Below are 26,118 nucleotides of genomic sequence, written 5' to 3' on the forward strand. Positions count from 1 at the left end.
AGCATGAACGCTATTCCGACTACCCGCCGCCGGCTTGCCGCCGGCGCCCTGGGCTTGATCGTGCTGGGCGGCGCACTGTGGTGGGCGCTGCGGCCCGCCGCACCCGCCACCCCGCTGGCCCCGGGCAAGCCGGCCGTGGGCGTGCGCATCGCCGCCGCCGCGCTGGGCAACCCCGAGCAGATCAGCAAGCAGCTGCAGACCAGCGGCCCGCTCGGCTATGCGATCCACCTGGGCGTGTTCCAGCGCGAGCTGGCGCACAGTGGTTTCCGCTTCGACGGCGTGCTCGGCTTTCCGCGCACGGCGGCGGCCCTGCTGGGCATGATGAGCGGCCAGGCCGAACTGGCCAGCACCGGCGACTCGCCGGCGGTGCTGTCGCGCGCGCGCGGCGAACGGCAGCGCGCCCTGTATGTCACGCCGCCCAGCGATACCGAGTCCGGTTTCTGGGTGGTCGGGCGCCCCGGCGGGCCGGCCACGCTGGCGTCCCTGGGCGGCAAGCGCGTGGGCCTGCTGTTCGGCTCCACCTTCGACTACGGCTTCCAGACCGCCGCGCAGGGGCTGGGACTGAAAGATGTCGCCTACACGCAGCTGCCCTCGTCGGCGGCGCTGCCGGCCCTGCAAAACAATCAGCTCGACGCCTATGTGACGTCGGCCGCCGTGGCCAAGCTGTGGATAGACCGCCATGGCCTGACCCTGGTGGGGAAACTGGGCGACGTGCCGTCCACCGGCCGCACCGTCAGCGTGATTTCCGCGCGGGCCGACTTCCTGGCGGCCAACCCGTCTTTTGCGCCGGCCTTCTGGCGCGGGCTGAAGGCGGGCATCGACGCGATCCGCCAGGACCCGGAAGCGTACTACCGCTGGAGCGCCGACAGCACCGGTTATCCGCTCGACGTGGTGCGCGCCACCACCAGCATCGATTTCGAGGATAAGGCGATTTCCGACGCGGGCGTGACGGCGCTGAAAAAACTGCTCGATTTCCGTGTCGCGCACCAGGTGGCGCAAGCGCCGTTTTCGGTCGATGACTGGGTGGTGCGCCAATGACGGCCGCCATCGTGAACGCCGGCGTGGCGCTGGCGCCGCCCACGCCCCTGCAAGCGCGGCCACGCTCGCCGCGCCGCAGCTTCCTGCTGCGCCTGTCGGTGCCGCTGCTGATCTTGCTGGCCTGGGCGCTCGGTTCGGCCAGCGGCGCGCTGCCGACCAATGTGCTGGCCGCGCCGTGGGTGGTGCTCGACAGCGCCTGGTCGCTGGCGCGCTCGGGCGTGCTGTGGCACCACCTGTCGCTGTCGCTCACGCGCGCCGGCCTGGGCCTGCTGCTCGGTGGCGGCTTCGGCCTGTGCCTGGGCATCCTGGCCGGCCTGTCGCGCGTGGTCGAGGAACTGGTCGACCCGACCATGCAGATGATACGGGCCGTGCCGTTCTTGGCGCTCATTCCACTGTTGATCGTCTGGTTCGGCATCGGCGAATCGTCGAAGATCCTGCTGATCGCGGCCGGCGCTGCCAAGCCCATGTATCTGAACGCCTATGGCGGCGTGCGCAATGTCGACCCGAAAATCATCGAGGCGGCGCGCATCTTCGGCCTGACGCGCTGGCGCCTGATCGCCGAGATCTATTTTCCCGCCGCGCTGCCGTCGCTGATGGTGGGCCTGCGCCTGTCGACCACCATGGCGCTGCTGGCATTGATCGGCGTGGAGGTGATCAACACCACCCAGGGCATCGGTTTCCTGATGCTGCAGGCGCAGGAATATTTCAAGACCGAGATCCTGATCGTCTGCGTGGTGATCTATGCGCTGTTCGGCCTGGCCACCGACCTGCTGGTGCGGGTGCTGGAACGGCTGCTGATGCCGTGGCGCGCGCTGGCGCGCAAATGAACGGTGCAACTTTGAACGGAAACGAGATGGCGACAATTAGCAAGCTGCGGCTGGCCGGCGATCCGGCACCCGCACATCCCCCGGCGCCGGCGGCGCAGGTGCGCAACGCGCGCAAGGTCTTCGACGGCAAAGCGGTGCTCGACGGCTTTGAGCTGGACATCGGCCAGGGCGAATTCATCGCGCTGCTGGGGAAAAGCGGCAGCGGCAAGACCACCTTGCTGCGCATGCTGGCGGGCCTGGACGAGGTCGACAGCGGCAGCGTGCTGGTGGCCGAACGGCGCACGGTGGTGTTCCAGGAACCGCGCCTGGTGCAATCGAAGCGCGTGCTCGACAATGTGCTGCTGGGACTCGACAAGCGCAGCCAGCGCGAGGCGGCCCTGGCCGCGCTCGACGAAGTGGGACTGGCCAGCCATGCCGATGCCTGGCCGGCCACGCTGTCCGGCGGCGAAGCGCAGCGCGTGGCGCTGGCGCGCGCCTTGCTGCGCGCGCCGCAGCTGCTGATGCTCGACGAGCCGTTTGCCGCGCTCGACGCGCTGACCCGCATCAAGATGCAGGCGCTGGTGGCGCAGCTGTGCCGCCGCCACCAGCCGGCCGTGCTGCTGGTGACGCACGATGTCGACGAGGCGATCCAGCTGGCCGACCGCATCGCGCTCGATCATCCGCGCCAGCGCGGCGCGCAGGCCTTCGACCTGCTGCGCGCAAGGCTGCTGCGCACCCTGGGCGTGACGGAAACGCCGTGAGCGCCGCGACAATCGCTCCCATCCTCCCCGTCACCCGCTATCCGCTGCTGCGCTGCCTGGCCATCTACCGCAGCATGCCGCTGCTGTCCGGCGCCACCGTGCTGCTGTTCGTGCTGGTGAACGCGGCGCTGGTATGCCAGCAATGGCTGCTGGGCCAGGCCGTGCACGATGTCACCGCAGGGCGCGCCGTGCTGCGGCTGGCCGACGGCACGCTGGACCATGCGCCGGCGCTGCGCTGGCTGCTGCTGCTGGGCGGCGTGGCGCTGGCGCGCGCGCTGATGCTGTATGCGGTGGCGCTGGCCTCGCAGCAATGCAACCAGCGCCTGCTGACACAGCTGCGCGCGCGCATCTTCAGCCATATCCAGCAGCTGCAGCTGGCCTATCACTGGCGCCAGGGGATGGGCGAACTGGTGAACCGCACCACGCGCGACGCCGACAAGGTGCGCGACGCCATGATCACGTTCTGGCGCCAGGGTGTCGACACGCTGCTGGTGCTGGTCGCCGTGCTGGGCCTGCTGTGCTGGTACCACCCGGCGCTGGGCCTGGTGCCGCTGCTGCTTTGCATGGCCGCGCTGGCGCTGCTGCTGCGCCAGGCCGGCCATCTGGTGCGGCTCGACCGCGCCACCGGCGCCGCCTACGACCGCGTCAGCCAGGATATCGCCGAAGGCGTGACGGGCGTGCGCGTGATCAAATCGTTCGTGCTGGAACAGCAGCGCAGTACCCGTTTTGCGGGTGAGGTGGCGCTGTTCGCACGGCAGGCGCGCGCCGCGCTGGCGTATGCCAGTTCGCGCGTGCCGCTGCCGCAGGCGGTGGTGGCGATGGGCCATGTGTGGATCATGCTGTATGGCGCGCTGCTGGTGGAACGCGGCCAGCTGAACCTGGGCCAGCTGACGGCGGCGCTGCTGCTGGCCACCATGCTGGTGTTTCGCCTGGAAGGCGTGGGCCGCGCCATGCAGGCCTGGTCCGATGCGCGCGCGTCGGCCGGCCGCATCTGGGAGCTGCTCGACACGCCACTGGCGCTGGCCGGCGGCGCCGGACAGCTGCCACCCGGTCCGCTGGGCTGCCGCCTGGCACGCGTGGCGCTGGCCGCGCCCGGCGGCGGCAAGCTGATACTCGACGACTGCAGCTTCACCATCGCGCCCGGCGAGACGGTGGCGCTGGTGGGCGCCACCGGCGCCGGCAAGAGCATGCTGGCGCATTTGCTGCCACGGCTGCTGCAGCCCGATGGCGGCAGCGTGCACCTGGGCTCGGACGCCATGGGCTGGCACGATGCGGCCGGCCTCGACTTGCCGGCGCTGCGGCGGCGCGTGCATGTACTGCCGCAGGAGAGTTTTCTGTTTTCCGACACGGTGGCCGCCAATCTGCGCATGGCCGCGCCCGAGGCCAGCGACGCCGAGCTGCGGCGCGCCCTGCAACTGGCCAGCGCCGGCGAAATCGTCGCCGGCCTGGAACATGGTATGCAAACGCGACTGGGCGAGCGCGGCACGACCTTGTCCGGCGGCCAGCGCCAGCGTCTGTGCCTGGCGCGCGCGCTGCTGGCGGCGCCCGACCTGCTGGTGCTCGACGACGCCACCAGCGCGCTCGACGCCGTCACCGAACGGCGCATCCTGGGCGCGCTGCGCGGCGAAGGGGGCGCGCGCACGATGCTGCTGGTCGCCAGCAAGCTGTCGACCGTGCTGCATGCCGACAGGGTGCTGCTGCTGGAGGGCGGCCGCATTGCCGCCGCCGGCACGCATGCGCAACTGCTGGCCAGCCAGCCCGCCTACCGCGAGCTGCTGGGGATAGCCGGCGAGGGCGGCCATGAATAAGCCTGCCGCGCCGGGCAGCGACCTGGCCACCGAAGAGGCGCTGGCCGGCCAGGCCATGCGCCGCACGGCGTGGAGCCGCCTGCTGCCGCTGCTGCGCCCCGTGCGCGCGCACATCGCCGCCGTGGTGCTGCTGGAAGTGTTGCTGGTCGCCTCAATTTTCGTGCGGCCCTGGTTCGTGCGCGTGCTGGTCGACCGCGGCCTGCTGCCCGCCGGTGTCGGCGGCTGGCGCCTGGACTGGCCGCTGCTGTGGTGGCTGGGCGCGGGGCTGGCGGCGACCTGGGTGGCGCGCTTTGCGCTGGCCGGCGCGGCCCAGTACCTGGCCGGCAGCGCCGCCATCGGCGTGCTGAACGACTTGCGCGTGCGCGCCTTTGCCCATGTGCAGGCGCTCAGCGTGTCGTATTTCGACCGCGCCAGGGCCGGGCGCATCATGTCGCGCCTGGATCGCGATATCGACGGCCTGGAGCCGCTGCTGATACAGGGGCCGCCCGAACTGCTGTCGGCGCTGCTGCGCTGCGTGCTGGCCGGCGTGCTGCTGTGGCATATCGCGCCGCCGCTGTTCTACAGCCTGGCCGCCGTGATCGTGCCGCTGGCGGCCGGCACCTGGCTGTTCCGCCGCCTCACGCGCAGCAACTGGGCCAGGGTGGCCGAGCACCGCAGCGGCTACACGGCGCACCTGGTGGAAACCGTCACCGGCGTGCAGCTGCTGCAGCAAAGCGGCCGCCAGCAGGCCAACCTGCTGCGCTACCAGCAGTTGCTGGGCCTGTTCAGCGCGGCCATGCTGCGCGGCGGCGTGACGGCCGGCTGGTTCGCGCCGTATGCGGGCCTGCTGTCGAACCTGGCCATGGCGCTGCTGCTGATGGTCGGCGCGCATGGCCTGGCGCAGGGCCAGGTGACGGCCGGGCAGATCATCGAAAGCCTGTTTTACGTGATGCTGTTCCTGGGGCCGCTGCAGGAACTGGGCGACCTGTTCGAGCGCCATGCGGCCGGCATGGCCTCGGCCGAACGCATCTTCCTGCTGCTCGATACGGCGCCCGAGATCCGCGACCGGCTTGTCACGCGCGCGCCGGCGCCGGTGCGCGGCCAGGTCGATTTCGAGCAGGTGCGCTTCGCCTACCGCGCCGACGCGCCGACACCGGTGATACGGGGCCTGGACCTGCGCGTGCGCGCCGGCGAAATGCTGGCCATCGTCGGGCCGACCGGCCACGGGAAAAGTACGCTGGTGCAGCTGCTGACGCGCTTCTATGACGTGCAGCAGGGCCGCATCGCGCTCGATGGCGTCGATGTGCGCGACTATGCGCAACACGATCTGCGCCGCCATATCGGCGTGGTCTTGCAGGACAACGTGCTGTTTACCGGCACCATCCTCGACAACCTGCGCCTGGCTTCGCCCGCCGCCAGCGACGCGGTCCTGATCGACGCGGCGCGCGCGCTGGGCGCCGACGAGGTGCTGGAACGCCTGCCGCACGGTTATCACACGGAAGTGGGCGCGCTGGGCCGGCGTTTGAGTCACGGCCAGCGCCAGCTGGTGTGCCTGGTGCGCGCCTACCTGGCCGATCCGGCCGTGCTGGTGCTCGACGAAGCCACTTCGGCGGTCGACATGCACAGCGAGCGGCGCATCAGCCGCGCGCTGCGCCGCCTGTGCGCCGGGCGCACGTCCATCGTGATCGCGCACCGCCTGGCCACCATCCGCGACGCCGACCGCATCGCCGTGATCCGCGATGGCGTGGTGGCCGAACTGGGAGGGCACGACGCCTTGCTGGCGCAGGACGGCTTGTATGCCGAGCTGTATCGCAGCCATGACGGCGTCATCGCTGCTGCACCAGCAGCCTGCGCGGCGGCTGTTGCTGGCGCAGCAGGCTGACGCGCTGATGGCCTGCAAAACGCGCCAAAAGCACCGCAAAAGCCTGGCATGGAGTTTGCAAAACAAGTGAGACGAGCAGGGCCGCCGGCCAGGCCGTATGACGCAGGAGAGCATGATGAGCAAAACACTGGACACCTTGTGGTACACCCGCTGCCCGGTTCCGACCGGCCTGGGCATCGCGCTGCAGCGCGGCTGGCTGGAAGAATCGTTCGCGCAGCAGCACACCGCGATCAGGTCGCTGCAGGAGTCGAACGACGCGGCCGTGCGCGAATCGCATTTCGACCATACGCTGCAAAATTCGGTGCGCCATGGCGGCAATATCCCCGCCATCTGGGCCCGCGCCAGCGGCCGCGACACCCGCGTGATCGGCCTGTCCTGGGCCGATGAAATCCAGCTGATTTTGACCTTGCCCGGCTCCGGCATCGACAGCGTGCGCGACCTGAAGGGCCGCAAGTTCGGCCTGCCGCTGTGGCGCAACGTGCAGATCGATTTTGCGCGCGCCCAGGCCATCCGCGCGCTGGAAAACGCGCTGCGCCTCGATGGCCTGGAAGTGGTCGATGTCGAGCTGGTCGACTTCGTGATCGAACGGCGCCACAGCGACGAGCCGGTGCAGCGCATCGACGGCAAGGCGGACCTCAGCACCGGCGGCGGCTCGCGCAATGCGGAGCTGGTAGGGCTGCTGCGCGGCGAAGTCGATGCGATCTTCCTCAAGGGAGCGCATGCGGCGCAGCTGGTCCACCATTTCGGCCTGCAGGTGGTGATCGACACGGGCGCGCATCCGGAACCGCTGGTGCGCGCCAACAATGGCACGCCGCGCACCTTGACGGTGGACCAGCATCTGCTCGACCATCATCCCGAAACGGCCGTGCGGCTGGTGGAAGCGACGCTGCGCGCCGACGAATGGGCACGCGCCCATCCTGCCGAGGCGCGCCAGTTCCTGGCCCGCGAAACCAACAGCAACGACTTCTGGGTGCGCCGCGCGTATGGCGAGGATGCCCACCTGCGCCTGCGCACCGATTTCGACCCGACCTCGATCGCGGCGCTGCAGGACTTCACCGATTTCCTGCAGCGCTGGCAGTTCATCCCCGCCACCTTCGACGTGCGCGGCTGGATCGATGTGGCGCCACATGAACAGGCCCGCGCGCGCTTGCACGCGCAGGCCGCGTGAGGAGCGGCCATGAGCAATCCAGGTTTGCAGCAACTGTGGTTCACCCGCTGCCCCGTGCCGACCGCCACCGGCCTGGCCTACAAGCTGGGCTGGCTGGAGCAGGAATTCGCGCCCGACGGCATTGCCGTGGCCACCCTGCAGGAGCAGCCGGCCGGCAGCGCGCTGGCGCGCCACCACTATGACCACGACCTGCCCGAGCTGATACGCGAGGGCGGCAACATGCTGGCGCTGGCCGCGCGCGCGCAGGGCGCCGACACGCGCCTGATCGGCCTGACCTGGATCGACGAGGGCCAGGCCATCATCGTGCGGGCCGGCTCCGGCCTACGCCAGGCGGCGCAGCTGAAAGGCCTGCGCGTGGCGCTGCCGGCGTATGTCGACGATCCGATCGCCGCCCATGTGCGCGGCTGCAGCATCGCGCGCGGCATGACGCTGCATGGCGTCAAGGGCGTGCTGGCCTTTGCCGGCCTGTCGCTGGACGACGTGCGCTTTGTCGAGGTGGAAGCGGCGCTGCGGCGCGATGGCCCCGCCGGCGGCCTGCAGGGGCTGTGGGCGGGGCTGGAGCACCTGGCCGCCGGCCGCGTCGACGCAGTCTATGTGAAGGGGGCGGCGGCGCTCGATGCGGCGCGGCGGCTGGGACTGGAAGTGGGCATCGACATCGATGCGCTGCCGCAGCGCTACCGGGTCAACAACGGCACGCCGCGGCCGATCACGGTGCACCGCCGCCTGCTCGAGGAACATCCGGAACTGGTGGCGCGCTTCCTGGCGCAGGGCCTGCGCGCGGCCGACTGGGCGGCCGGCAACCTGGAGGGCGTACAACGCGTGCTGCAGGATGAAACGCGCGGCAGCGCGCAGGCGGTGAGCGAGGCCTATCGCGACGGTTTTCACCAGGCCCTGCATCCCGACCTGTCGCCGGAGCGGCTGGCGCTGCTGCGCCGGCAGGCGGATTTTTTGCTGCTGCACGGCTTTCTCGACGCCGACATCGACCTCGACGCCTGGACCGATCACCGGCCGCTGGCGGCGGCCCGCTTGCTGCTGCTGGAGCGCGAGGCAGCCTGACGCGGTTTATTTCTCCTGCTTCCTTGGCGTGCTCCTGTCGATCACTTCGCGGCAGTCGCCGCGCAAGGTGGCGTTGTCGTAGTCGGTCCAGCCGTAGCTGTCGACATAGCGCTTGTGCTGCCTGAAGCTGGCGTTGGCGATGCTCCATTCGGGCTGTTCGCCGGCGTAGCGGATGTCGCCCAGGTCGAGCAGGGTGTGGAACATGTTTTCGGTCGACAGCTTCGACTTCCGATGGCGGCGCACCTGCTTGACCTTGTCCGGGTAGCGCAGCGCGAATTGCGGCGAGTACCAGACAAACGAGGGCACGTGGAATTCGAACTGCGTGTTGTGGCCGTGGAAAGCCAGGCGGCAGGTGCCGTCGTACAGGGTCTGGCCGTGGTCGGACACATACACGAGCGAGCTGCGCAGCGCCGTGCGTTCGCCGTCGTCCTTCAGCACGCCGATCACATTGGACAGGAACCAGTCCGTGTACAGGATCGAACTGTCATAGCTGTTGCTCAGCTGCGGCTTGATGGCGGTATCCGTGTAGACCGGCTTGTCGACGCCGAACAGCGAGGGTTGCCACTTGTCGAACTCCTTCGGATAGCGCTGGCTGTAGTTCCAGTGGCTGCCCAGGGTGTGCAGCACGATCAGTTTTTTCGGCGCCGGGTCGGCCAGCGCGTTCTTGAACGGGTCGAGCAGGATCTGGTCGAAGTTCGAGCTGTTGGTAAAGCCGCCCAGGTTCAGGAACTGCACCACGTCGGCCTCCTTGGCAAATACGGAAACGGGCGTGTCGAACTTGCCGAACGAAATCTGGTTCGACAGCCAGTAGGTCTTGAAGCCCGCTTCCTTGTAGGCGGACAAAAACGATTTTTCCGAAAAGCCGGCCTTCAGGCTTTCGGTGGCCTTTTTGCGCGAAATGATCACCGGCACCGACAATCGCGTGGCCGAGACGGCCGTGATGACGTCGGCCAGCGGCACCAGGTTGTCTTCCTGCTTGAGCAGGGGATTGGTGTCGCGCGCATAGCCGTTCAGGCTCCAGCGGTCATAGCGCGACGATTCGCCGATCACCATCACCACCACTTCCGGCTGCGTGTCGGGGTCCTGCTGGTGGGCGCCGAAGGTGAAGCGGCTGCTCTTGTCGCCCAGTTCGGCCAGGTAGCGGCGCTCCTTGTAGAAATCATAGCCGCGCGCCATCAGGCCGAAGGGCCAGGCGCCGCTGACGGTCTCGACACCGTAGGGCAGGCGCAGCCAGCGCGGCAGGGCCGGCCAGTCCAGGCCGGTGTCGTCGGCACCCTCGATGCCGGCCTCGGTGCTGGCAGAGGAGTGGGCGGCCGGCGCGCCGGCGGCAATGCCGAATTCATGGCCGTACCACCAGCCGGCGCCCAGCAGCAGCAAGACGGCGATGGCGGCCGGCCGGCTTTTGCCGCGCCAGTCCAGGCTGCGCGTGCGCGTCGCCGCATACCAGCTGAGCAGGCACCACAGGAGCACGCCCAGCATCACGGCGCCCATCAGCCACACTTTCTGGCCGAGGAATTCCATCGCTTCCTTGGGGCTGGTCTCGAAGATGATGCCCAGGTGGTGGGTGGAGATGCCCTGGCCATAGAACACGAACAGGTAAATCTCGGTCGGCAGCGCCAGGAAGGCGGGCACCAGCAGCCAGTGAAAATACGCGGGGCGTTGGAAGATGCTCCACACGGCCAGCCAGGCCAGCAGCTCGAAGCCCAGTAACTGCCACGGGTGTTCGGGCGTGCGTCCCAGCAACACCGGCAGGAAGGGCACGGCCGTAAGCAGCGCGTAGGTCAGCAGCAGGAAGGCGTTGGCCAGGCTGGCGCCGGCAGGGCGAAACAAGGAGCGCATAAGGGATGGCGGCGGGGCGGCAGCGAAAAAATGTCCGCTATTATCATTCCTTTTGTCATCTTGCGGTCGTTCAACATGGCGCTTGCCATCGCGGCGGCATCGGGGCTTGCATTGGAAAAATTGGCGTAAATGCCACGAACGGGCGTTTACTTTGCTCTTTTTTATAGCAAAAAGCCGTAAACTGATTGACCCCCTGTAACACTAGGTCTAAACTAGCGAGTTCTCGATTTTATTCTGCACATCGTTTACGTGTTACCTGGCATTTCTCAGCCGCTCCTCGTCGAGTGGCTACGGGCGCCTGCGGTGTGGAACGATAAAAGCGGGACGAGGTTTTAGTCGCCGGGCAGCAATGTCCGGGTTATTAATCGTAGTTTTTTGTTGGATTTATAACGATGCCAACCATCAATCAATTGATTCGCAATCCACGCGTCGCCTTGACCGTGAAGAGCAAATCGCCGGCGCTGGAAAACAGCCCGCAAAAACGTGGCGTCTGCACACGTGTTTACACCACGACTCCAAAGAAGCCTAACTCGGCTCTGCGTAAAGTCGCCAAAGTACGTCTGACCAACGGTTTCGAAGTGATTTCGTACATCGGCGGTGAAGGCCACAACCTGCAAGAGCACAGCGTTGTTCTGCTGCGCGGCGGTCGTGTAAAAGATTTGCCAGGTGTTCGTTACCACATGGTTCGCGGTGCTCTGGATACCCAAGGCGTCAAAGACCGTAAGCAATCGCGTTCGAAATACGGTACCAAGCGCGCTAAAGCAGGCAAGAAGTAATAGTTGTAGCAGCAAACCCAAGTTTCGCTCAGTGGCAACTAACTAAGTGAATGTAGTCGACCGCATCTGGTCGAGTAAGTGGGTGACTATGATGGTCGTCCGCGAGTGTGCGAAGAACGCGCGCTCAACTGAAGATTGAAAGGAATTGATATGCCACGTCGTCGTGAAGTACCCAAGCGCGAAATTTTGCCAGATCCAAAATTCGGCAACACTGATGTCGCCAAATTCGTAAACGTGTTGATGCTGTCCGGTAAAAAATCGGTTGCAGAAAACATCATCTACGGTGCTTTCGAGCACATCGCAGCGAAATCGGGTAAAGATCCACTCGAAGTTTTTGTTACCGCAATCAACAACGCCAAGCCGCTCGTTGAGGTGAAATCCCGTCGCGTCGGTGGTGCAAACTACCAGGTGCCGGTCGAAGTTCGCCCAGTGCGTCGTATGGCCCTGTCCATGCGTTGGTTGCGCGAAGCTGCTAACAAGCGCAGCGAAAAATCGATGCCACAACGCCTCGGCGGTGAGCTGATGGAAGCGGCTGAAAGCCGCGGCGGCGCGATGAAAAAACGCGACGAAGTCCATCGCATGGCTGAAGCGAACAAAGCGTTCTCGCATTTCCGCTTCTAATAAAAAGCCAGCTACCGCAAGGCGGCTGTCAAGTATCTGTTGTTCGAGGCCGGGCTCATTTTTGCAAAAAAATGCTGCTCGGTTTTGTCCATTCATTTAGGATTAATTATGGCCCGCAAGACCCCCATTGAGCGCTACCGCAATATCGGTATCTCCGCTCACATCGATGCAGGTAAGACGACCACCACCGAACGCGTACTGTTCTACACCGGTATCAATCACAAGATTGGTGAAGTGCATGATGGCGCCGCCACCATGGACTGGATGGAGCAAGAGCAAGAGCGCGGCATCACGATTACCTCGGCAGCGACCACCTGCTTCTGGAAGGGCATGGCAGGTAACTTCCCTGAGCACCACATCAACATCATCGACACCCCGGGCCACGTTGACTTCACGATTGAAGTTGAACGCTCGATGCGCGTGCTCGATGGCGCCTGCATGGTTTACTGTGCAGTCGGCGGCGTGCAGCCACAATCGGAAACGGTATGGCGCCAGGCTAACAAGTACAAAGTGCCACGTCTGGCCTTCGTGAACAAGATGGACCGTACCGGCGCCAACTTCTTCAAGGTCTACGAGCAGATGCGTGCCCGCCTGAAAGCCAACCCGATTCCGCTGCAGATTCCTATCGGCGCCGAAGAGAACTTCCTGGGCGTGGTCGATCTGGTCAAGATGAAGGCCGTGTATTGGGACGACGCGTCGCAAGGCATGAAGTTCGACTACCGTGATATCCCTGCAGAGCTGGCTGATCAAGCCGCCGAGTGGCGCGAGAAGATGGTCGAAGCGGCTGCCGAAGCGTCGGAAGAGCTGATGAACAAGTACCTGGAAGAAGGCGACCTGACGGAAGCTGAAATCAAGGCGGCTCTGCGCGCGCGTACGCTGGCATCGGAAATCGTGCCGATGATGTGCGGTACGGCGTTCAAGAACAAGGGCGTTCAAGCCATGCTGGACGGCGTGATCGAATACCTGCCATCGCCAATCGACATCAAGCCGGTCGAAGGCATGGACGAAGATGACCAGCCGACGTCGCGTAAAGCGTCGGACGACGAGAAATTCGCCGCGCTGGCATTCAAGATCATGACCGACCCATTCGTGGGCCAGCTGATCTTCTTCCGCGTCTATTCGGGCACGATCAATTCGGGCGACACCGTCTACAATCCGATCAAGGGCAAGAAAGAACGCCTGGGTCGTATTCTGCAGATGCACGCGAATCAGCGCGAAGAAATCAAGGAAGTGCGCGCCGGCGATATCGCCGCTGCCGTTGGTCTGAAAGATGCAACCACGGGCGAAACCCTGTGCGATCCTTCGGCCATCATCACCCTGGAAAAAATGGTTTTCCCTGAGCCAGTGATCTCGCAGGCCGTCGAGCCGAAGACCAAGGCCGACCAGGAAAAAATGGGCCTGGCGCTGAACCGCCTGGCACAGGAAGATCCTTCGTTCCGCGTGAAGACCGATGAAGAATCGGGCCAGACCATCATCGGTGGTATGGGCGAGTTGCACCTGGAAATTATCGTTGACCGCATGAAACGTGAATTCAACGTTGAAGCGACCGTCGGCAAGCCACAAGTGGCTTACCGCGAAACGATCCGCAAAACTTGCGAAGAGTCGGAAGGCAAATTCGTCAAGCAATCGGGTGGTCGTGGTCAATACGGTCACGTGGTTCTGAAGATCGAACCGCAAGAACCGGGCAAGGGTTTCGAATTCGTTGACGCGATCAAGGGCGGTACCGTTCCTCGCGAATACATCCCTGCAGTTGAAAAAGGTGTGCGCGACACGCTGACCTCGGGCGTGATGGCTGGCTACCCAGTGGTAGACGTCAAGGTCACGCTGTTCTTCGGTTCCTACCATGATGTCGACTCGAACGAAAATGCATTCCGCATGGCCGCTTCGATGGCATTCAAAGATGGCTGCCGCAAAGCATCGCCAGTCATCCTGGAGCCGATGATGTCGGTGGAAGTGGAAACGCCGGAAGATTACGCCGGTACCGTGATGGGCGATCTGTCGTCGCGTCGCGGCATGGTGCAAGGTATGGACGAGATTGCTGGCGGTGGCGGCAAGATCATCAAGGCCGAAGTACCACTGTCGGAAATGTTCGGTTACTCGACCTCGCTGCGCTCCGCAACGCAAGGCCGTGCGACTTACTCGATGGAATTCAAGCACTATTCGGAAGCTCCGAAACACGTGACTGAAGCAATCGTAAGCTCGAAAGCTAAGTAATTGTTGTGCCGGACCGGCTTTCACGAGAGTGCCGGTCCCTACATTTAAATCATTGTTCTAAGGAAGAATAAAATGGCAAAAGGTAAATTCGAACGGACCAAGCCGCACGTCAACGTCGGCACCATCGGCCACGTCGACCACGGTAAAACCACGCTGACCGCTGCAATCGCAACGGTTCTGTCGAAAAAATTCGGCGGCGAAGCCAAAGCATACGACCAGATCGATGCGGCTCCAGAAGAAAAAGCACGCGGCATTACCATCAACACCGCTCACGTCGAGTACGAAACGGCTACCCGTCACTACGCGCACGTTGACTGCCCAGGCCACGCCGATTACATCAAGAACATGATTACCGGTGCAGCACAGATGGACGGCGCGATCCTGGTTTGCTCGGCAGCTGACGGCCCAATGCCACAGACCCGCGAACACATCCTGCTGGCCCGCCAAGTTGGCGTTCCATACATCATCGTGTTCCTGAACAAGTGCGACCTGGTCGACGACGCAGAACTGCTGGAACTGGTTGAAATGGAAGTGCGCGAGCTGTTGTCGAAGTACGAATTCCCAGGCGACGACCTGCCGATCATCAAAGGTTCGGCACGTATGGCGCTGGAAGGCAAAGAAGGCGAAATGGGCGTTGACGCAGTACTGCGTCTGGCCGATGCACTCGATGCTTACATCCCGACGCCAGAGCGCGCTGTTGACGGTGCCTTCCTGATGCCAGTGGAAGACGTGTTCTCGATCTCGGGTCGCGGTACCGTGGTGACCGGTCGTATCGAACGCGGCATCATCAAGGTCGGCGAAGAGATCGAAATCGTCGGCATCACCGATACCGTCAAAACGACTTGCACCGGCGTGGAAATGTTCCGCAAACTGCTGGACCAAGGTCAAGCAGGCGACAACGTTGGTCTGCTGCTGCGCGGCACCAAGCGTGAAGACGTGCAACGTGGTCAAGTTCTGGCAAAACCAGGCTCGATCAAACCGCACAACCACTTCACCGGCGAGATCTATGTCCTGTCGAAAGACGAAGGCGGCCGTCACACGCCATTCTTCAACAACTATCGTCCACAGTTCTACTTCCGTACCACGGACGTAACCGGTTCGATCGAGTTGCCAGCAGACAAAGAAATGGTCATGCCAGGCGATAACGTGTCGATCACCGTCAAGCTGATCAACCCGATCGCGATGGAAGAAGGTCTGCGCTTCGCTATCCGCGAAGGCGGCCGTACCGTTGGTGCTGGTGTCGTTGCAAAAATCCTGGCTTAATTCATAAGCCTATATAAGAAGAAGACGCGTCGTCGCCCGGCGCCCTTCTTTTTGTTCAACTGCCGGGGTAGGCAAGCATTTTGGTGCTATCATGTCGACCCTGACGGTTGTTGTGTCAGAAATTCCCCGTATGACCTCATTGCCGTGCAGACCGCGCGGTTCGTTCTTTTAAGGAAATATCATGTCGGCACCAAACCAAAAAATCCGTATCCGCCTGAAGGCTTTCGATTACAAGCTGATCGACCAGTCCGCCCTGGAAATCGTTGAAACCGCGAAGCGCACCGGCGCTGTCGTCAAAGGCCCAGTACCGCTGCCTACCCGTATTCAGCGTTTCGATGTGCTGCGTTCCCCGCACGTCAACAAAACTTCGCGCGATCAGTTCGAGATCCGTACGCACCAACGCCTGATGGACATCGTTGACCCAACGGACAAAACCGTTGACGCGCTGATGAAGCTGGATCTGCCAGCTGGTGTTGATGTCGAAATCAAACTGCAATAATCGATTCAAGGTGGCGGCCGGGGTTTCCTGACCGCCAGCTGATAAAAAGCCGGGCCTCTTCACGATCGTGGACAGGCCCGGTTTTTTTACGTCCAGGCAGGTACCTGTCTATACGTTCCGAGCCGGGGCCAGGCAGTGCGCACTATGACAATATGGAAAAATTTATTTTAATTCATTGCTAAATGGGCATTGAATATGATTCCAGAAAACAACAGACCACGCACAAAATGAGTCAATCATCACAATATCCGGCTTTTTCCCTTTGCAGGGCTACTTCGATGTGAGAAATTCATGGCGCACGTTACAAAGTACGATGTTCTTACAAGGAATATCACTTGCTCGTGTCGACAATTCATACAATAGAAAACGACAGCTCGGGAGTAGTCTTGAATAAATCTGCAATCAACAAACCAGGTTTTAAAAAAAGCACCATTGCAATCGCATTGACCTTGGCATTTTCGCAACATGCATTCGCACAACAAGCTGCAGAACCTGTAGAAAAAATCCAACGCGTCGAAGTCACCGGTAGTAGCATCAAGCGTACCGAAGCGGAAGCGGCTGGCTCGGTCCAGATCCTGACCCGCGATGACATCGAGCGTACCGGTGAAACCACCGCGCTGGGCATCCTCAATTCCTCGTCCGCCGTCAGCACCTCGATCGACTCGGCCAACAGCAGCTCGGGCAGCTTTGCCACGGGTTCGTCGGGCGTGGGCATGCGCGGCCTGGGCAAGGTCGCCACCCTGGTGCTGGTCAACGGCCGCCGTATTGCACAATATGGCCTGGCTGACGGGGCACAACAGAATTTCACCAACCTGGATGCGATTCCAGCTTCCGCCATCGACCACATCGAGATCCTGAAAGACGGCGCGTCGGCCATCTACGGTTCCGACGCCATCGCCGGCGTGATCAACATCATCCTGTTGAAAAACTTCGAAGGCGCGAAGATTACCGCCAACTACAAGGAATCGGACGGTTTCAACGATCAGCGCAACCGCAATGTGTCGGGTATCGTCGGTTACGGCGATATCGACAAGGACGGTTTCAATACCTACCTGACGTACGAAGCCTACAAGAGCGACGGCTTTACCACCGGCGACCTGAAGAGCCACTATCCGGAATGGCACCGCCAGACCCCGGGCCGTTCGACCTGGGATGCGCTGAGCTCGTTCTCGCCTACCGGTAACTACTACCGCAGCAGCACCAATATCGTCGCTGCGCCAGGCTGCCCGACCGCCAATATCGACCCGAAAGACGGCCTGTGCAAGATGGACGTCCTGCCGTACACCGGCCTGGCCACCAATGCCAAACGCTATGCGCTGGCCAGCAACACGCACTTCCGCATCGGCAAGGATATCGACGCCAACTTCGAGATCACCAATGCCGGCGCCAGCAACGACTACATCGTTGCGCCATTTAACGTCAGCAACGGCAGCGCCACCACCTCGTCGAGCACCTGGTATGACGCGATCAACGGCAAGATGGTTGGCCCGTTCTTCTATCCGAAGCTGCCAGTCGGCCATGCGATGAATCCTTACTCGGTCGCCACGGAATACCGTGCCCGCATGATGGACACCGGTAACGGCTTCAACTTCAACCGTACCGAATCCGACCAGACCCGCGTCATGCTGAGCCTGAACGGCGATATCGGCAACTTCGACTGGAAATCGGCTGCCGGCTACATGAACTCGAAAGCGACCAAGGCCACCCGTGCCGCGAGCGCCAAAGGTTACACCGACGCCATCGTCAACGGTACCTACAAGTTCGGCCAGCAAAATGATCCTGCGCTGCTCGAATCGATGTTCCCGGTCCGCACCACCAAGGGTGAATCGAAGATCGCTTTCATCGACGCGACCGTGTCCGGTGAAGTGGCGCAACTGCCTGCCGGTCCGCTGAGCGTGGCATTTGGTACCGATATCCGTCAGGAAAAGTATGAAATGGCCAGCTCGGACAACGTGCTGCGTGGCGAACTGGTCGGCATCGCCGGCCTGCAAGTCAAAGACAAGATGGATCACTACGCGCTGTTCGCCGAAGCGACCATCCCTGTCATCAAGCGCGTCGAGCTGAACGCTGCGTTACGTGCCGACAAATCGACCAACAGCGACGTGCACTTCTCGCCGAAACTGGGCTTGCGCGTGAACGCGACCGACAACTTGTTGTTGCGCGCTACCGCATCGGGTGGTTTCCGCGCACCAAACGTCGTGGAAACTGGTAACGGCCTGGGCCGTAGCTCGTTCGCGACCAGCATCAACGATCCAAAACGCTGCTCGACCGCCAATACGCTGAACAACCTGGTGCAAAGCAATCCGAATGCCACCACCGCCGACAAGGCGCAGGCCAACAGCTTCCGCAGCGGCGATTGCGTCGGTGGCGTGCCGACTTTCGTGTCGTCGAACAAGGACCTGAAACCGGAAACCTCGCGTTCGATCACGGCCGGCTTCGTGTTCGAGCCAGTAAAAAACTGGACCGTGGCACTGGACTACTACCATATCGAACGCAAGGACGAAATCGGTACCCGTGCGGTATCGGACATCCTGCGCGGCGAAGATAGTCTGGCACCAGGTCAGTTGATTCGTGTCGACAACACCGCTGCTGATGCGCAATTCCTGTCACTGGTGAAGAAATACGCTCCAACCAATACCGTCAACTTCGGTAACGTTGGCGTGATCGGTCTGTTGTACAACCCATACGTCAACAGCGGCCGTACCCGTGCTTCGGGCTTCGACTTTGATGCGTCGGGTCGCTTCAATACCGCCATCGGCCAGGTACGTCTGAAACTGGAAGGTACTTACCAGTGGAAATATCAGGAATTCAGCGTCACTGACAATGCCTATGACACCAATATGGCAGGTACCTATGACATGGGTTCGCGCCTGAGAACCAAGCTGCGCGCCAGCCTGAAATCGGGTGCCTTCGACCACGGCGTGACCGTCAACTACGCCAGCGGCTACAGCAACAACAGCCTGTCGTCGCCGACCTACTGCGTCACCAACAAGGTAGCCGCCGAAAACATGTCGGCTTGCGAACGCGTTGGCAGCAACACGACGTTCGACTACAACCTGTCGTACAACGGTATCAAAAATACCCGTATCAGCCTGTACGTGGACAACCTGTTCGAAAAAGATGCGCCGATTCAATGGCGTGCCGGCTACGCCGACACGTTCCAGATGCGTCGTATCGGCGTCACCGCCAGCTACACCTTCCTCTGATCGGCGCCAGCTGACAGATGACCGCCCGGCAGCGATGCCGGGCACATGAAAAACCAGGCCTCGCGCCTGGTTTTTTTTCTAGGGCGGCACATTCTGCTTACCTCTCCCGCGGGCACTATTGAAGCGCGTTGCTGTCCAAGGTCGCATGGGAATCTTCCTCAAGGAGAGCGATCATGTCAGGACGTCCTATCCGTGGCGAAGCCGAGTGTCAGTACACGCTGGCACTTCAATGCGCCGACTGCGCCGCATGCGCACAGCGCATGCCGACGACATATACCAAGACCCGCAAGCTGGTGACGATGCATGGGCTGATCCAGTTGCGCTTGCAAATCCGCCGCTGCGAGAATGCCCAATGCCCGCGCTTCCATCAAGTCTGCCATCCCGAGGAAGAAGGCCGCTGGGCGTTACCCAAGCAGGAATTCAGCTTCGATGTGGTGCTGCGCGTGGGGCAGTTGCGTTATCGCGAACATCGCTCTTGTCCCGAGATCTTCCAGCAGTTGCGCCAGGAAGGTGTCGACCTGGCCGAACGCAGCGTCTCGAACCTGCTGACGCAGTACGATATTCTGCTCAGCCTGGCACTCGATACCGTAAGCGCTCCATAAACCACAGCCTTGTGGCGTAATCCCGATTTCCGCATGCTTGCCGTTTCAATTTGAACGGGAGCAAGCATGGAAGGCGACACCGAATTCTGGACCTCACATATCGAGGCCTGCCGCCGTGAAGGCATGGCGGCGAGCGTATATGCACGGCAGCATGGCCTGACGCTGGCGTCGCTGTACTACTGGCGGCGCAAGTTGACGCGGGCCGCAGTAACCGGCGCCGATGGCGCGGCGAAGCAATTTGTCGCCCTGCGCGTGGTTGATATGGCAGTTGGCACCGCAACCGGCACGTGCACTCTGGTGCTGCGTTCCGGTCTGTGCCTGGAGCTGGCCGCGCTGCCGCCGCCAGCCTGGCTGCTGGCCCTCGACCAAGCCCACGCGGGAGTGCGCTGATGCACCCGGGCTGCCGCATCGACCAGGTGTTTTTATGCCGCGACCCGGTCGACTTCCGCAAGTCCATCGGCGGTCTGTCGGTGCTGGTCGAGCAGGCGCTGGGACTTGATCCGTTCGGCAACGCGCTGTACGTGTTCATCAACCGCGACCGCAACAAGATCAAGGTGTTGTACTGGCACCGTAACGGCTTCTGTCTGTGGCTCAAGCGGCTCGAAGCGGAGAAATTCGCGTGGCCGCGCGACGCCGACGGCGCCACGCAAGGCGTCACGCTGCAGCAGTTCGAGTGGCTGCTGGAAGGCTTCGATGTGTGGCAGAAACCACCCCATAAAACCCTGCATTTCAGTTCTGTTTCATAGGAGAATTTGGTAAACTACGGCATGCCTGCCACCACCGCCAAACCGTCCAACCTGCCGCCGCGCTACAGCCTTCCAGAGCTGACGCTACCTGCCGTGTTGCCGACCGACGCGGCGGGCCTGACGGCGTTGCTGCACTCGGTCATCGCCGCGCACCACGACGTCAAGACACAGGCGATGAACCACATGCAGCACATGCTGGAACAGTTCGTCCTGGCGCGCCACCGCATGTTCGGCGCCAGCTCGGAACAGTCGTCAGCCCAAGGCCGCTTGTTCGACGAGGCCGAGGCGTTGGCCGCTGGCAGTGATGCAACGCAGGATGTGGCGCCGCTGCCGCCGGATAACAAGCAGGATGCCAAATCGAACAGCAAACCGGGGCGTGGCAAGCGCAGCCCGTTGCCGTCCGAGTTAAAACGCGTCGATATCGTGCACGATGTGCCAGCCGCCGAACGTACTTGCCCGTGCGGCACGCCGATGGTGGAAGTCGGCGAGGACGTCAGCGAGCAACTCGACCTGGTGCCAATGCAGGTGCGCGTGCTGCGCCACATCCGCAAGCGCTACGGCTGCCCCGGCAGTGCCCACGCGCCGGTGACGGCGGCGTTGCCGCCCCAACCCCTGCCCAAGAGCAACGCCAGCGCCGATTTGCTGGCCATGCTGCTGGTGGTCAAGTTCATCGATGGCCTGCCACTGGCGCGCTTTGAACATATATTGGCTCGCCACGGCGTGACGGTGCCGCGCCAGACGCTGGCGCGCTGGGTCATCGGCGCGGCCGGCGTGCTGCAGCCGTTGCTCAACCTGATGCGCGACACCTTGCTCGACGGCCCGTTCCTGCACGTCGACGAAACGGTGGTGCAGGTGCTCAAGGAAGCGGGCAAGACGCCGACCTCGAACAGCTATATGTGGGTGCAAACGGGCGGGCCGCCGGGGCGGCCGGTGGTGGTGTTCGACTACGATGCGAGCCGCAGCGGGCAGGTGCCGCTGCGCCTGCTGCACGACTACCGGGGTTACGTGATGACCGACGGCTACAGCGGCTATAACGAGTTGATGCGTACCGATGGCATCGAGCAGCTCATTTGCTGGGCGCACGTGCGTCGCCGGTTCGTCGAGGCGGTCAAGGTGCAGCCCAAGGGCAAGCGCGGGCTGGCCGACGAGGCCGTTGCCATGATCGGCAAGCTGTACGGCATCGAGCGCGACCACCAGGATGCCGATGACGCCACGCGCCTGCTGGCACGGCAAACCCACAGCGTGCCGGTGCTGGCGGCGCTGCGGACGTGGCTCGACCAGACGCTGCCGGGCGTAACGCCGAAGAGTGCGCTCGGCACGGCGCTGTCGTACCTGCGCGATTACTGGCCGCGCCTGACACGCTACACGGAGCGCGGGGACCTGCCGATTGACAACAACCGTGCCGAAAACGCGATCCGCCCGTTCGTCGTCGGTCGCAAGGCCTGGCTGTTCAGCGACACGGTGGCCGGCGCCAATGCCAGCGCCGTCATCTACTCGGTGCTGGAGACGGCCAAGGCGAACGGGGTGGAACCTTACACCTGGTTGCGGCGCGTGCTGCGTGACCTGCCGGCGGCGAACACCGTGGATCAGGTCGAGGCGCTGCTGCCGTGGAATGTGAGCGCACTCGACCACGGCCAGAGCGTGACACCGATGGGCGTGCTGCAATGAGCCGGATCTCATCGCCGACGCTCGCCGACGCCATCAAAGTCGTAAGGGCCATGGGCATCGAGCAAAAAGAGGTACTGGCCAACGAATTGTTCGAGCGGCAGCCAAACCTGTTCGGCTCGGCGCTCGCACTCCACCGCATGGGTGTCGCCCCGGCAAAAATCGAGGTGGTGCTTGATCTGCTGTTCATCTGCTTCCAGTCAATGAAGCAGTCGGGGCTACGCTGGCCATTGATCACCGAGGCTGACCTGGACAAGCAATTAGGACGCTATGTCGCCACAGTGCGGTTTGGTGAAGACCTGGCCTTGGCACAACGCCAGCGCGCCATGACGCAATATCTCGAATCCCATCCGGAAAAACCGCTGCTCGCCTATGTCACCGACGAGCTCAACAAATGGTTGGCCGGCATCACACCCGAAGCGACCGACAACTACGTTATGCTCGCCGCCATGAACTTCGTCAACTGTATCGCATTCACTCCGATCCCGAAGCCCGCGAAGCGAACCTGAACGACCTTGCCTGGTTCGTGAGGCATGGACTTCAATGCCACCATCATGCCGGCAAGAAGATTAGCGGGCAAGGTTGGGGTTTATGGATCGCTTACTCGATACCTTGCCCGAACGCGCCGCGCAACTGGCTGCCCAGGGACGCGCGATCCTTGCCATTGACGGCCTGCAGCCCGATGTGGGCCATGAGGTCTTGTGGGTGGTACGCGACACGCTGTCCGGGCAAGTGCTGTGCGCGCGCAGCCTGCTGTCATCGGCGCGTGCCGAGCTGCAATGCCTGCTGGCCGACGTGACGGCCGCCCTGCCGGTGCCCGTGGTGGCGGTCGTGTCCGACGGCCAGCACAGTATCCGCCAGGCGGTCGCTGCCGCCCTGCCCGGGGTGCCGCATCAACTGTGCCAATTTCACTACTTGAAGGAAGCGGCGCGTCCCTTGTGGGAGGCGGACCGGCATGCCAAGAAAGAGCTCAAGAAACTGGTGCGTGGTGTGCGCCCGCTGGAACGCGTTGCCGAACAACGGCCCGGGCCGACCGGCGAAGTCGCCCTGGGATACTGCGCGGCGGTGCGCAGCGCGCTGACCGATGACGCGCGCGCACCGCTGGTCTTTGGCGGCTTGCGCTTGCACGAACAGCTCTCCGGCATCCATGCCAGCGCGCGGCGCGCCGCGCAAAAAAGGGGGCGCCCACGGAAGTGAAGCGCCTGGCCGGCATGCTCGGGCGCGCCCTGAGCAGTACCGCACGATGGTGGCCGCAGGTGGCGCAAGGCGCGGCCTGGGTGCAGGGCGCGAGTGCGATCCTGCGCAATGACGAGGGGCTATCGGCGGATGCGCTCATGGTGCGTTATCGGGACTGGCTCGCGCAAATGGACAGCGCCACGGAGTGCCCCGACCTGCCCGACACCTTGCGCAAGGCCCTGTCGCACTTCGTCAAGGTGAGCGCCAGTTACGGCGGCGATGTGTTCCATTGTTACCGCATTGCCGGACTGCCCCGCACGAACAATGCGCTGGAGCAGGCCTTCGGCAGCCTGCGCTACCACGAACGGCGTGCCAGTGGCCGCAAGGTGGCCTCGCCTTCACTGGTGCTCAGTGGCAGTGTGCGCATGCCGGCAGCGCTGTTTACCCGGACCGGCACGGTGACGCGCGACATGCTCGCCGCCGTACCGCAAGACCGATGGCGCGCGACGCGCGCCGACCTGGAGCGGCGTCGCCAGGCGCGCTGCCAGCGCCATCGTTTCCGCAAGGATCCCGCCCACTATCTGGCGGGACTGGAGAAACTGTGCGATGAGCTAAATGTGCTGACCTAGTTTTTTTGCGCCGTCGCCGCAGGGCGATAGCGCTTTACAGTGTGGCGGGCGGGCGCTAAAGTTGCCGCATGCTTAATGCTCTCGATACCCATCTGTTGAATGCGACGCCGCGTGGCGGCCTGCGCGGCTGGCCGCGTTTTTTGACCGAATTCCTGTATTTCGGCATCAAGGAGGCGAGGGCCTGCCTGTTCGTCGGGCTGTTCTTCGGCGCCGTGTTCCTGGTGCCGCGCACCGGCATCCTGGGCCTGCCGCGCTACGACGTGCTGCTGCTGGCGGCGCTGGCCATCCAGGGCACGATGGTCTGGGGCAAGCTGGAAACCTGGGATGAATTAAAGGCCGTGTGCCTGTTCCATGCGGTCGGTTTCGCGCTGGAGGTGTTCAAGGTATCGGGCGGCATCCAGTCCTGGAGCTATCCCGATTTCGCCTGGAGCAAGGTGTTCGGCGTGCCGCTGTTCTCGGGCTTCATGTACGCGGCCGTCGGCAGCTACATCATCCAGACCTGGCGCCTGCTCGACATGCGCATCCGCCACCATCCGCCGTACTGGATGGCGGTGACGATCGCGCTGCTGATCTATGCCAATTTCTTCACGCATCACTATATCGGCGACTACCGCTGGTACCTGGCCGCCTGCGCGCTGGGCCTGTATGCCCGCACCACGGTGGTATTCCGTCCGCTCGACCGCGACCGCGGCATGCCCTTGCTGCTTGGCTTCGTGCTGGTCGGCTTTTTCATCTGGCTGGCCGAAAACATCAGCACCTTCTGGGGCGTGTGGCGCTACCCGAACCAACTGGGCGCCTGGTCGGCGGTGCACGTGAGCAAATGGAGCTCATGGTCGCTGCTGGTGGTGATGACGTTTACCATCATCGCCCACCTCAAGCACATCAAGCACAGTATTCACGTCGCGCGTGCTTGATCCGGTGATCCTTATTTCAGGATGGCGGCCGTCTCCATGAAGCGCTTGCCGAGCGCCGCCTGCGGGCCACCCTGCAGCTGTTTCGCGTACTGGCGCAAGACCTCGGCCGAGTAGGTGCGCGAGGTGTCGGACAGCTTGTGCAGCAGCGGCAGCGAACGCTCCAGGTAGGCGCTGCCTTCCTGCCATTTGCCTTGCGCCGACAGGGCCGACGCCAGTTCCACCAGGCGCCGGCCGATGCGCGCATCGCTGCGCGGCAGGGCCGCTTCCTCGGTGGCCAGCGCCTGCTTGTACAGCGCTTCGGCTTCCACATGCTTGCCCAGCAAGCGCTTGATGCGGCCCAGGTTGTACTGGCGCTGCGACAGCAGTTCATCTTTCGCGCCGGCCTTGACGGCGCTGTCGAGCGCCTGCTTGCAGGCCAGTTCGGCTTCGGCCAGCTGGCCCTTGAGCTCGGCCGCATTGCAGGCGTCGTGCTGCATGCTGGAGGCGGCGATCGCCGGGGCCGGATCGGGAGTGGTGGCGCAGGCGGCCAGCAGGCTGGCGGCGCATAACAGGCTGATGGTGGATGTCTTCATGATTTCCTCGTACGGGCGGTGGACACAGGTACATCTCTTGGGAAGGTATGATTAAATATACTATAACTAATTTACTGTGAGCATTTTTTTGCGCGCTTATGCGCGCTGCCCCACACGCTTCATCCTGTTCCTGCGATTGACGCTGCTTGCCCGCTTCAGGGATACTCCGTTCTCCTCATCCACTACGGCGCCGCCATGACCCGCACCATCCTGATCGTCGAAGATGAACAGGCGATCGCCGACAGCATCGCCTATGCGCTGCGCACCGATGGTTTCACGCCGCGCCACGTGATGCTCGGCGAGCAGGCGCTTGCCGTCTTGCGCAGTGAGGATGCGCCACAGCTGGTGGTGCTCGATATCGGCCTGCCCGACATGAGCGGGCTGGAGGCATGCCGCCAGCTGCGCCAGTTTTCGGACGTGCCGGTGATCTTCCTGACCGCCCGCAGCGATGAAATCGACCGCATCGTGGGGCTGGAAATCGGCGCCGACGATTATGTGACGAAACCGTTTTCGCCGCGCGAACTGGTGGCGCGCATCCGCGTCATTTTGCGCCGCGCCAGGGTGGCGCAGACGCCGCCGGACGCTGGCAAGCCGATAGTCGCCGGCGCTTCCGGCTTTGAATTGCGGGGCCTGGAAGCGCGCGTGCTGTTCCACGGCCAGCCGCTGGACCTGACCCGCTACGAATACCTGCTGCTGAAAACCCTGCTCGAGCATCCCGGCCACGTGCTGTCGCGCGCGCAGCTGATGGAGCGCGTCTGGAGCGGCGCGCCCGACACGCTCGAGCGCACGGTCGACGCGCATGTCAAATCGCTGCGCGCCAAGCTGCGCGCCGTCGATGCGCGGGAAGAGCCGATCCAGACCCACCGCGGCCTGGGCTACAGCCTGGCCGGCGCCTGAC

Annotated in this window: 24 protein-coding genes; 22 read left to right on the forward strand and 2 right to left on the reverse strand. The window is 63.3% G+C overall.

All coding sequences use genetic code 11. The features are described 5' to 3' along the window. The first annotated feature begins 3 nt into the window (after positions 1-3). The 7 genes from Q8L25_RS03200 to Q8L25_RS03230 all read left to right on the forward strand — a co-directional run bounded on the left by Q8L25_RS03200 (position 4) and on the right by Q8L25_RS03230 (position 8,498). A complete protein-coding gene (locus tag Q8L25_RS03200) occupies positions 4-1,038 on the forward strand; it encodes an ABC transporter substrate-binding protein (protein WP_308923531.1) in 1,035 nt (344 codons plus the stop codon). Continuing rightward, a complete protein-coding gene (locus Q8L25_RS03205) occupies positions 1,035-1,865 on the forward strand; it encodes an ABC transporter permease (protein ID WP_308923532.1) in 831 nt (276 codons plus the stop codon). The genes Q8L25_RS03200 and Q8L25_RS03205 overlap by 4 nt, the downstream gene beginning before the upstream one ends. A 26-nt stretch (positions 1,866-1,891) precedes the next feature. Continuing rightward, positions 1,892-2,605 (forward strand): ABC transporter ATP-binding protein, encoded by a 714-nt coding sequence (locus Q8L25_RS03210; protein WP_308923533.1) that lies wholly within the window; start codon positions 1,892-1,894, stop codon positions 2,603-2,605. Next, positions 2,602-4,413, forward strand: a complete 1,812-nt coding sequence (locus tag Q8L25_RS03215; RefSeq protein WP_308923534.1) for an ABC transporter ATP-binding protein — start codon at positions 2,602-2,604, stop codon at positions 4,411-4,413. The genes Q8L25_RS03210 and Q8L25_RS03215 overlap by 4 nt, the downstream gene beginning before the upstream one ends. Then, on the forward strand, positions 4,406-6,274 hold the full coding sequence (locus Q8L25_RS03220) for an ABC transporter ATP-binding protein (RefSeq protein ID WP_308923535.1): 1,869 nt from the start codon (positions 4,406-4,408) through the stop codon (positions 6,272-6,274). The genes Q8L25_RS03215 and Q8L25_RS03220 overlap by 8 nt, the downstream gene beginning before the upstream one ends. 112 nt (positions 6,275-6,386) lie before the next feature. Beyond that, the gene (locus Q8L25_RS03225; protein WP_308923536.1) at positions 6,387-7,442 is read left to right on the forward strand and encodes an ABC transporter substrate-binding protein; all 1,056 of its coding nucleotides are present in this window, start codon (positions 6,387-6,389) and stop codon (positions 7,440-7,442) included. Between the two features lie 9 nt (positions 7,443-7,451). Further along, complete coding sequence (locus tag Q8L25_RS03230) at positions 7,452-8,498, forward strand: ABC transporter substrate-binding protein (RefSeq protein ID WP_308923537.1); 1,047 nt, start codon at positions 7,452-7,454, stop codon at positions 8,496-8,498. Positions 8,499-8,504: 6 nt separating this feature from the next. On the opposite strand, the gene Q8L25_RS03235 is transcribed toward Q8L25_RS03230, so the two are convergent. Then, complete coding sequence (locus Q8L25_RS03235) at positions 8,505-10,337, reverse strand: sulfatase-like hydrolase/transferase (RefSeq protein ID WP_308923538.1); 1,833 nt, start codon at positions 10,335-10,337, stop codon at positions 8,505-8,507. Between the two features lie 392 nt (positions 10,338-10,729). Between Q8L25_RS03235 and rpsL the strand changes: the two genes are divergently transcribed. From rpsL to Q8L25_RS03305, 14 genes are all read left to right on the forward strand, one after another. Beyond that, on the forward strand, positions 10,730-11,113 hold the full coding sequence (gene rpsL / locus Q8L25_RS03240; protein ID WP_010394376.1) for a 30S ribosomal protein S12: 384 nt from the start codon (positions 10,730-10,732) through the stop codon (positions 11,111-11,113). A gap of 150 nt (positions 11,114-11,263) precedes the next feature. Further along, complete coding sequence (rpsG, locus tag Q8L25_RS03245; protein WP_065310159.1) at positions 11,264-11,734, forward strand: 30S ribosomal protein S7; 471 nt, start codon at positions 11,264-11,266, stop codon at positions 11,732-11,734. A 108-nt stretch (positions 11,735-11,842) separates the two neighbouring features. After that, positions 11,843-13,948, forward strand: a complete 2,106-nt coding sequence (gene fusA / locus Q8L25_RS03250; RefSeq protein WP_308923539.1) for an elongation factor G — start codon at positions 11,843-11,845, stop codon at positions 13,946-13,948. 72 nt (positions 13,949-14,020) lie between these two features. After that, entirely contained in the window at positions 14,021-15,211 is a 1,191-nt protein-coding gene (gene tuf / locus Q8L25_RS03255; RefSeq protein ID WP_308923540.1) for an elongation factor Tu, read from the forward strand. 181 nt (positions 15,212-15,392) lie between these two features. Then, complete coding sequence (gene rpsJ / locus Q8L25_RS03260; RefSeq protein ID WP_010394389.1) at positions 15,393-15,710, forward strand: 30S ribosomal protein S10; 318 nt, start codon at positions 15,393-15,395, stop codon at positions 15,708-15,710. Between the two features lie 449 nt (positions 15,711-16,159). Next, positions 16,160-18,916 carry a TonB-dependent receptor domain-containing protein gene (locus tag Q8L25_RS03265; RefSeq protein ID WP_308923541.1) on the forward strand — a complete coding sequence of 919 codons (2,757 nt, stop codon included), beginning with the start codon at positions 16,160-16,162 and terminating at the stop codon, positions 18,914-18,916. A gap of 173 nt (positions 18,917-19,089) precedes the next feature. Further along, on the forward strand, positions 19,090-19,518 hold the full coding sequence (locus Q8L25_RS03270; protein WP_308923542.1) for a hypothetical protein: 429 nt from the start codon (positions 19,090-19,092) through the stop codon (positions 19,516-19,518). Positions 19,519-19,584: 66 nt separating this feature from the next. After that, positions 19,585-19,908 carry a hypothetical protein gene (locus Q8L25_RS03275; protein ID WP_308923543.1) on the forward strand — a complete coding sequence of 108 codons (324 nt, stop codon included), beginning with the start codon at positions 19,585-19,587 and terminating at the stop codon, positions 19,906-19,908. Further along, positions 19,908-20,264 (forward strand): IS66 family insertion sequence element accessory protein TnpB, encoded by a 357-nt coding sequence (tnpB, locus tag Q8L25_RS03280; protein WP_308923544.1) that lies wholly within the window; start codon positions 19,908-19,910, stop codon positions 20,262-20,264. The genes Q8L25_RS03275 and tnpB overlap by 1 nt, the downstream gene beginning before the upstream one ends. Positions 20,265-20,285: 21 nt before the next feature. After that, the gene (locus tag Q8L25_RS03285; protein WP_308923545.1) at positions 20,286-21,932 is read left to right on the forward strand and encodes an IS66 family transposase; all 1,647 of its coding nucleotides are present in this window, start codon (positions 20,286-20,288) and stop codon (positions 21,930-21,932) included. After that, a complete protein-coding gene (locus tag Q8L25_RS03290) occupies positions 21,929-22,438 on the forward strand; it encodes a hypothetical protein (RefSeq protein WP_308923546.1) in 510 nt (169 codons plus the stop codon). The genes Q8L25_RS03285 and Q8L25_RS03290 overlap by 4 nt, the downstream gene beginning before the upstream one ends. Positions 22,439-22,520: 82 nt before the next feature. Beyond that, the gene (locus Q8L25_RS03295; RefSeq protein WP_308923547.1) at positions 22,521-23,126 is read left to right on the forward strand and encodes a hypothetical protein; all 606 of its coding nucleotides are present in this window, start codon (positions 22,521-22,523) and stop codon (positions 23,124-23,126) included. Then, positions 23,123-23,734 carry a hypothetical protein gene (locus tag Q8L25_RS03300; RefSeq protein WP_308923548.1) on the forward strand — a complete coding sequence of 204 codons (612 nt, stop codon included), beginning with the start codon at positions 23,123-23,125 and terminating at the stop codon, positions 23,732-23,734. Before Q8L25_RS03295 ends, Q8L25_RS03300 begins: the two co-directional genes overlap by 4 nt. Positions 23,735-23,802: 68 nt before the next feature. Beyond that, positions 23,803-24,648 carry a DUF817 domain-containing protein gene (locus Q8L25_RS03305; RefSeq protein ID WP_308923549.1) on the forward strand — a complete coding sequence of 282 codons (846 nt, stop codon included), beginning with the start codon at positions 23,803-23,805 and terminating at the stop codon, positions 24,646-24,648. A gap of 11 nt (positions 24,649-24,659) precedes the next feature. On the opposite strand, the gene Q8L25_RS03310 is transcribed toward Q8L25_RS03305, so the two are convergent. Then, on the reverse strand, positions 24,660-25,220 hold the full coding sequence (locus Q8L25_RS03310) for a tetratricopeptide repeat protein (RefSeq protein ID WP_308923550.1): 561 nt from the start codon (positions 25,218-25,220) through the stop codon (positions 24,660-24,662). Positions 25,221-25,415: 195 nt separating this feature from the next. On the opposite strand from Q8L25_RS03310, the gene creB reads away from it, so the two are divergent. Further along, on the forward strand, positions 25,416-26,117 hold the full coding sequence (gene creB, locus Q8L25_RS03315) for a two-component system response regulator CreB (protein WP_308923551.1): 702 nt from the start codon (positions 25,416-25,418) through the stop codon (positions 26,115-26,117). Position 26,118 lies beyond the last annotated feature (1 nt).

The sequence above is a fragment of the Janthinobacterium sp. J1-1 genome (genome assembly GCF_030944405.1).
GTDB lineage: Bacteria > Pseudomonadota > Gammaproteobacteria > Burkholderiales > Burkholderiaceae_D > Janthinobacterium.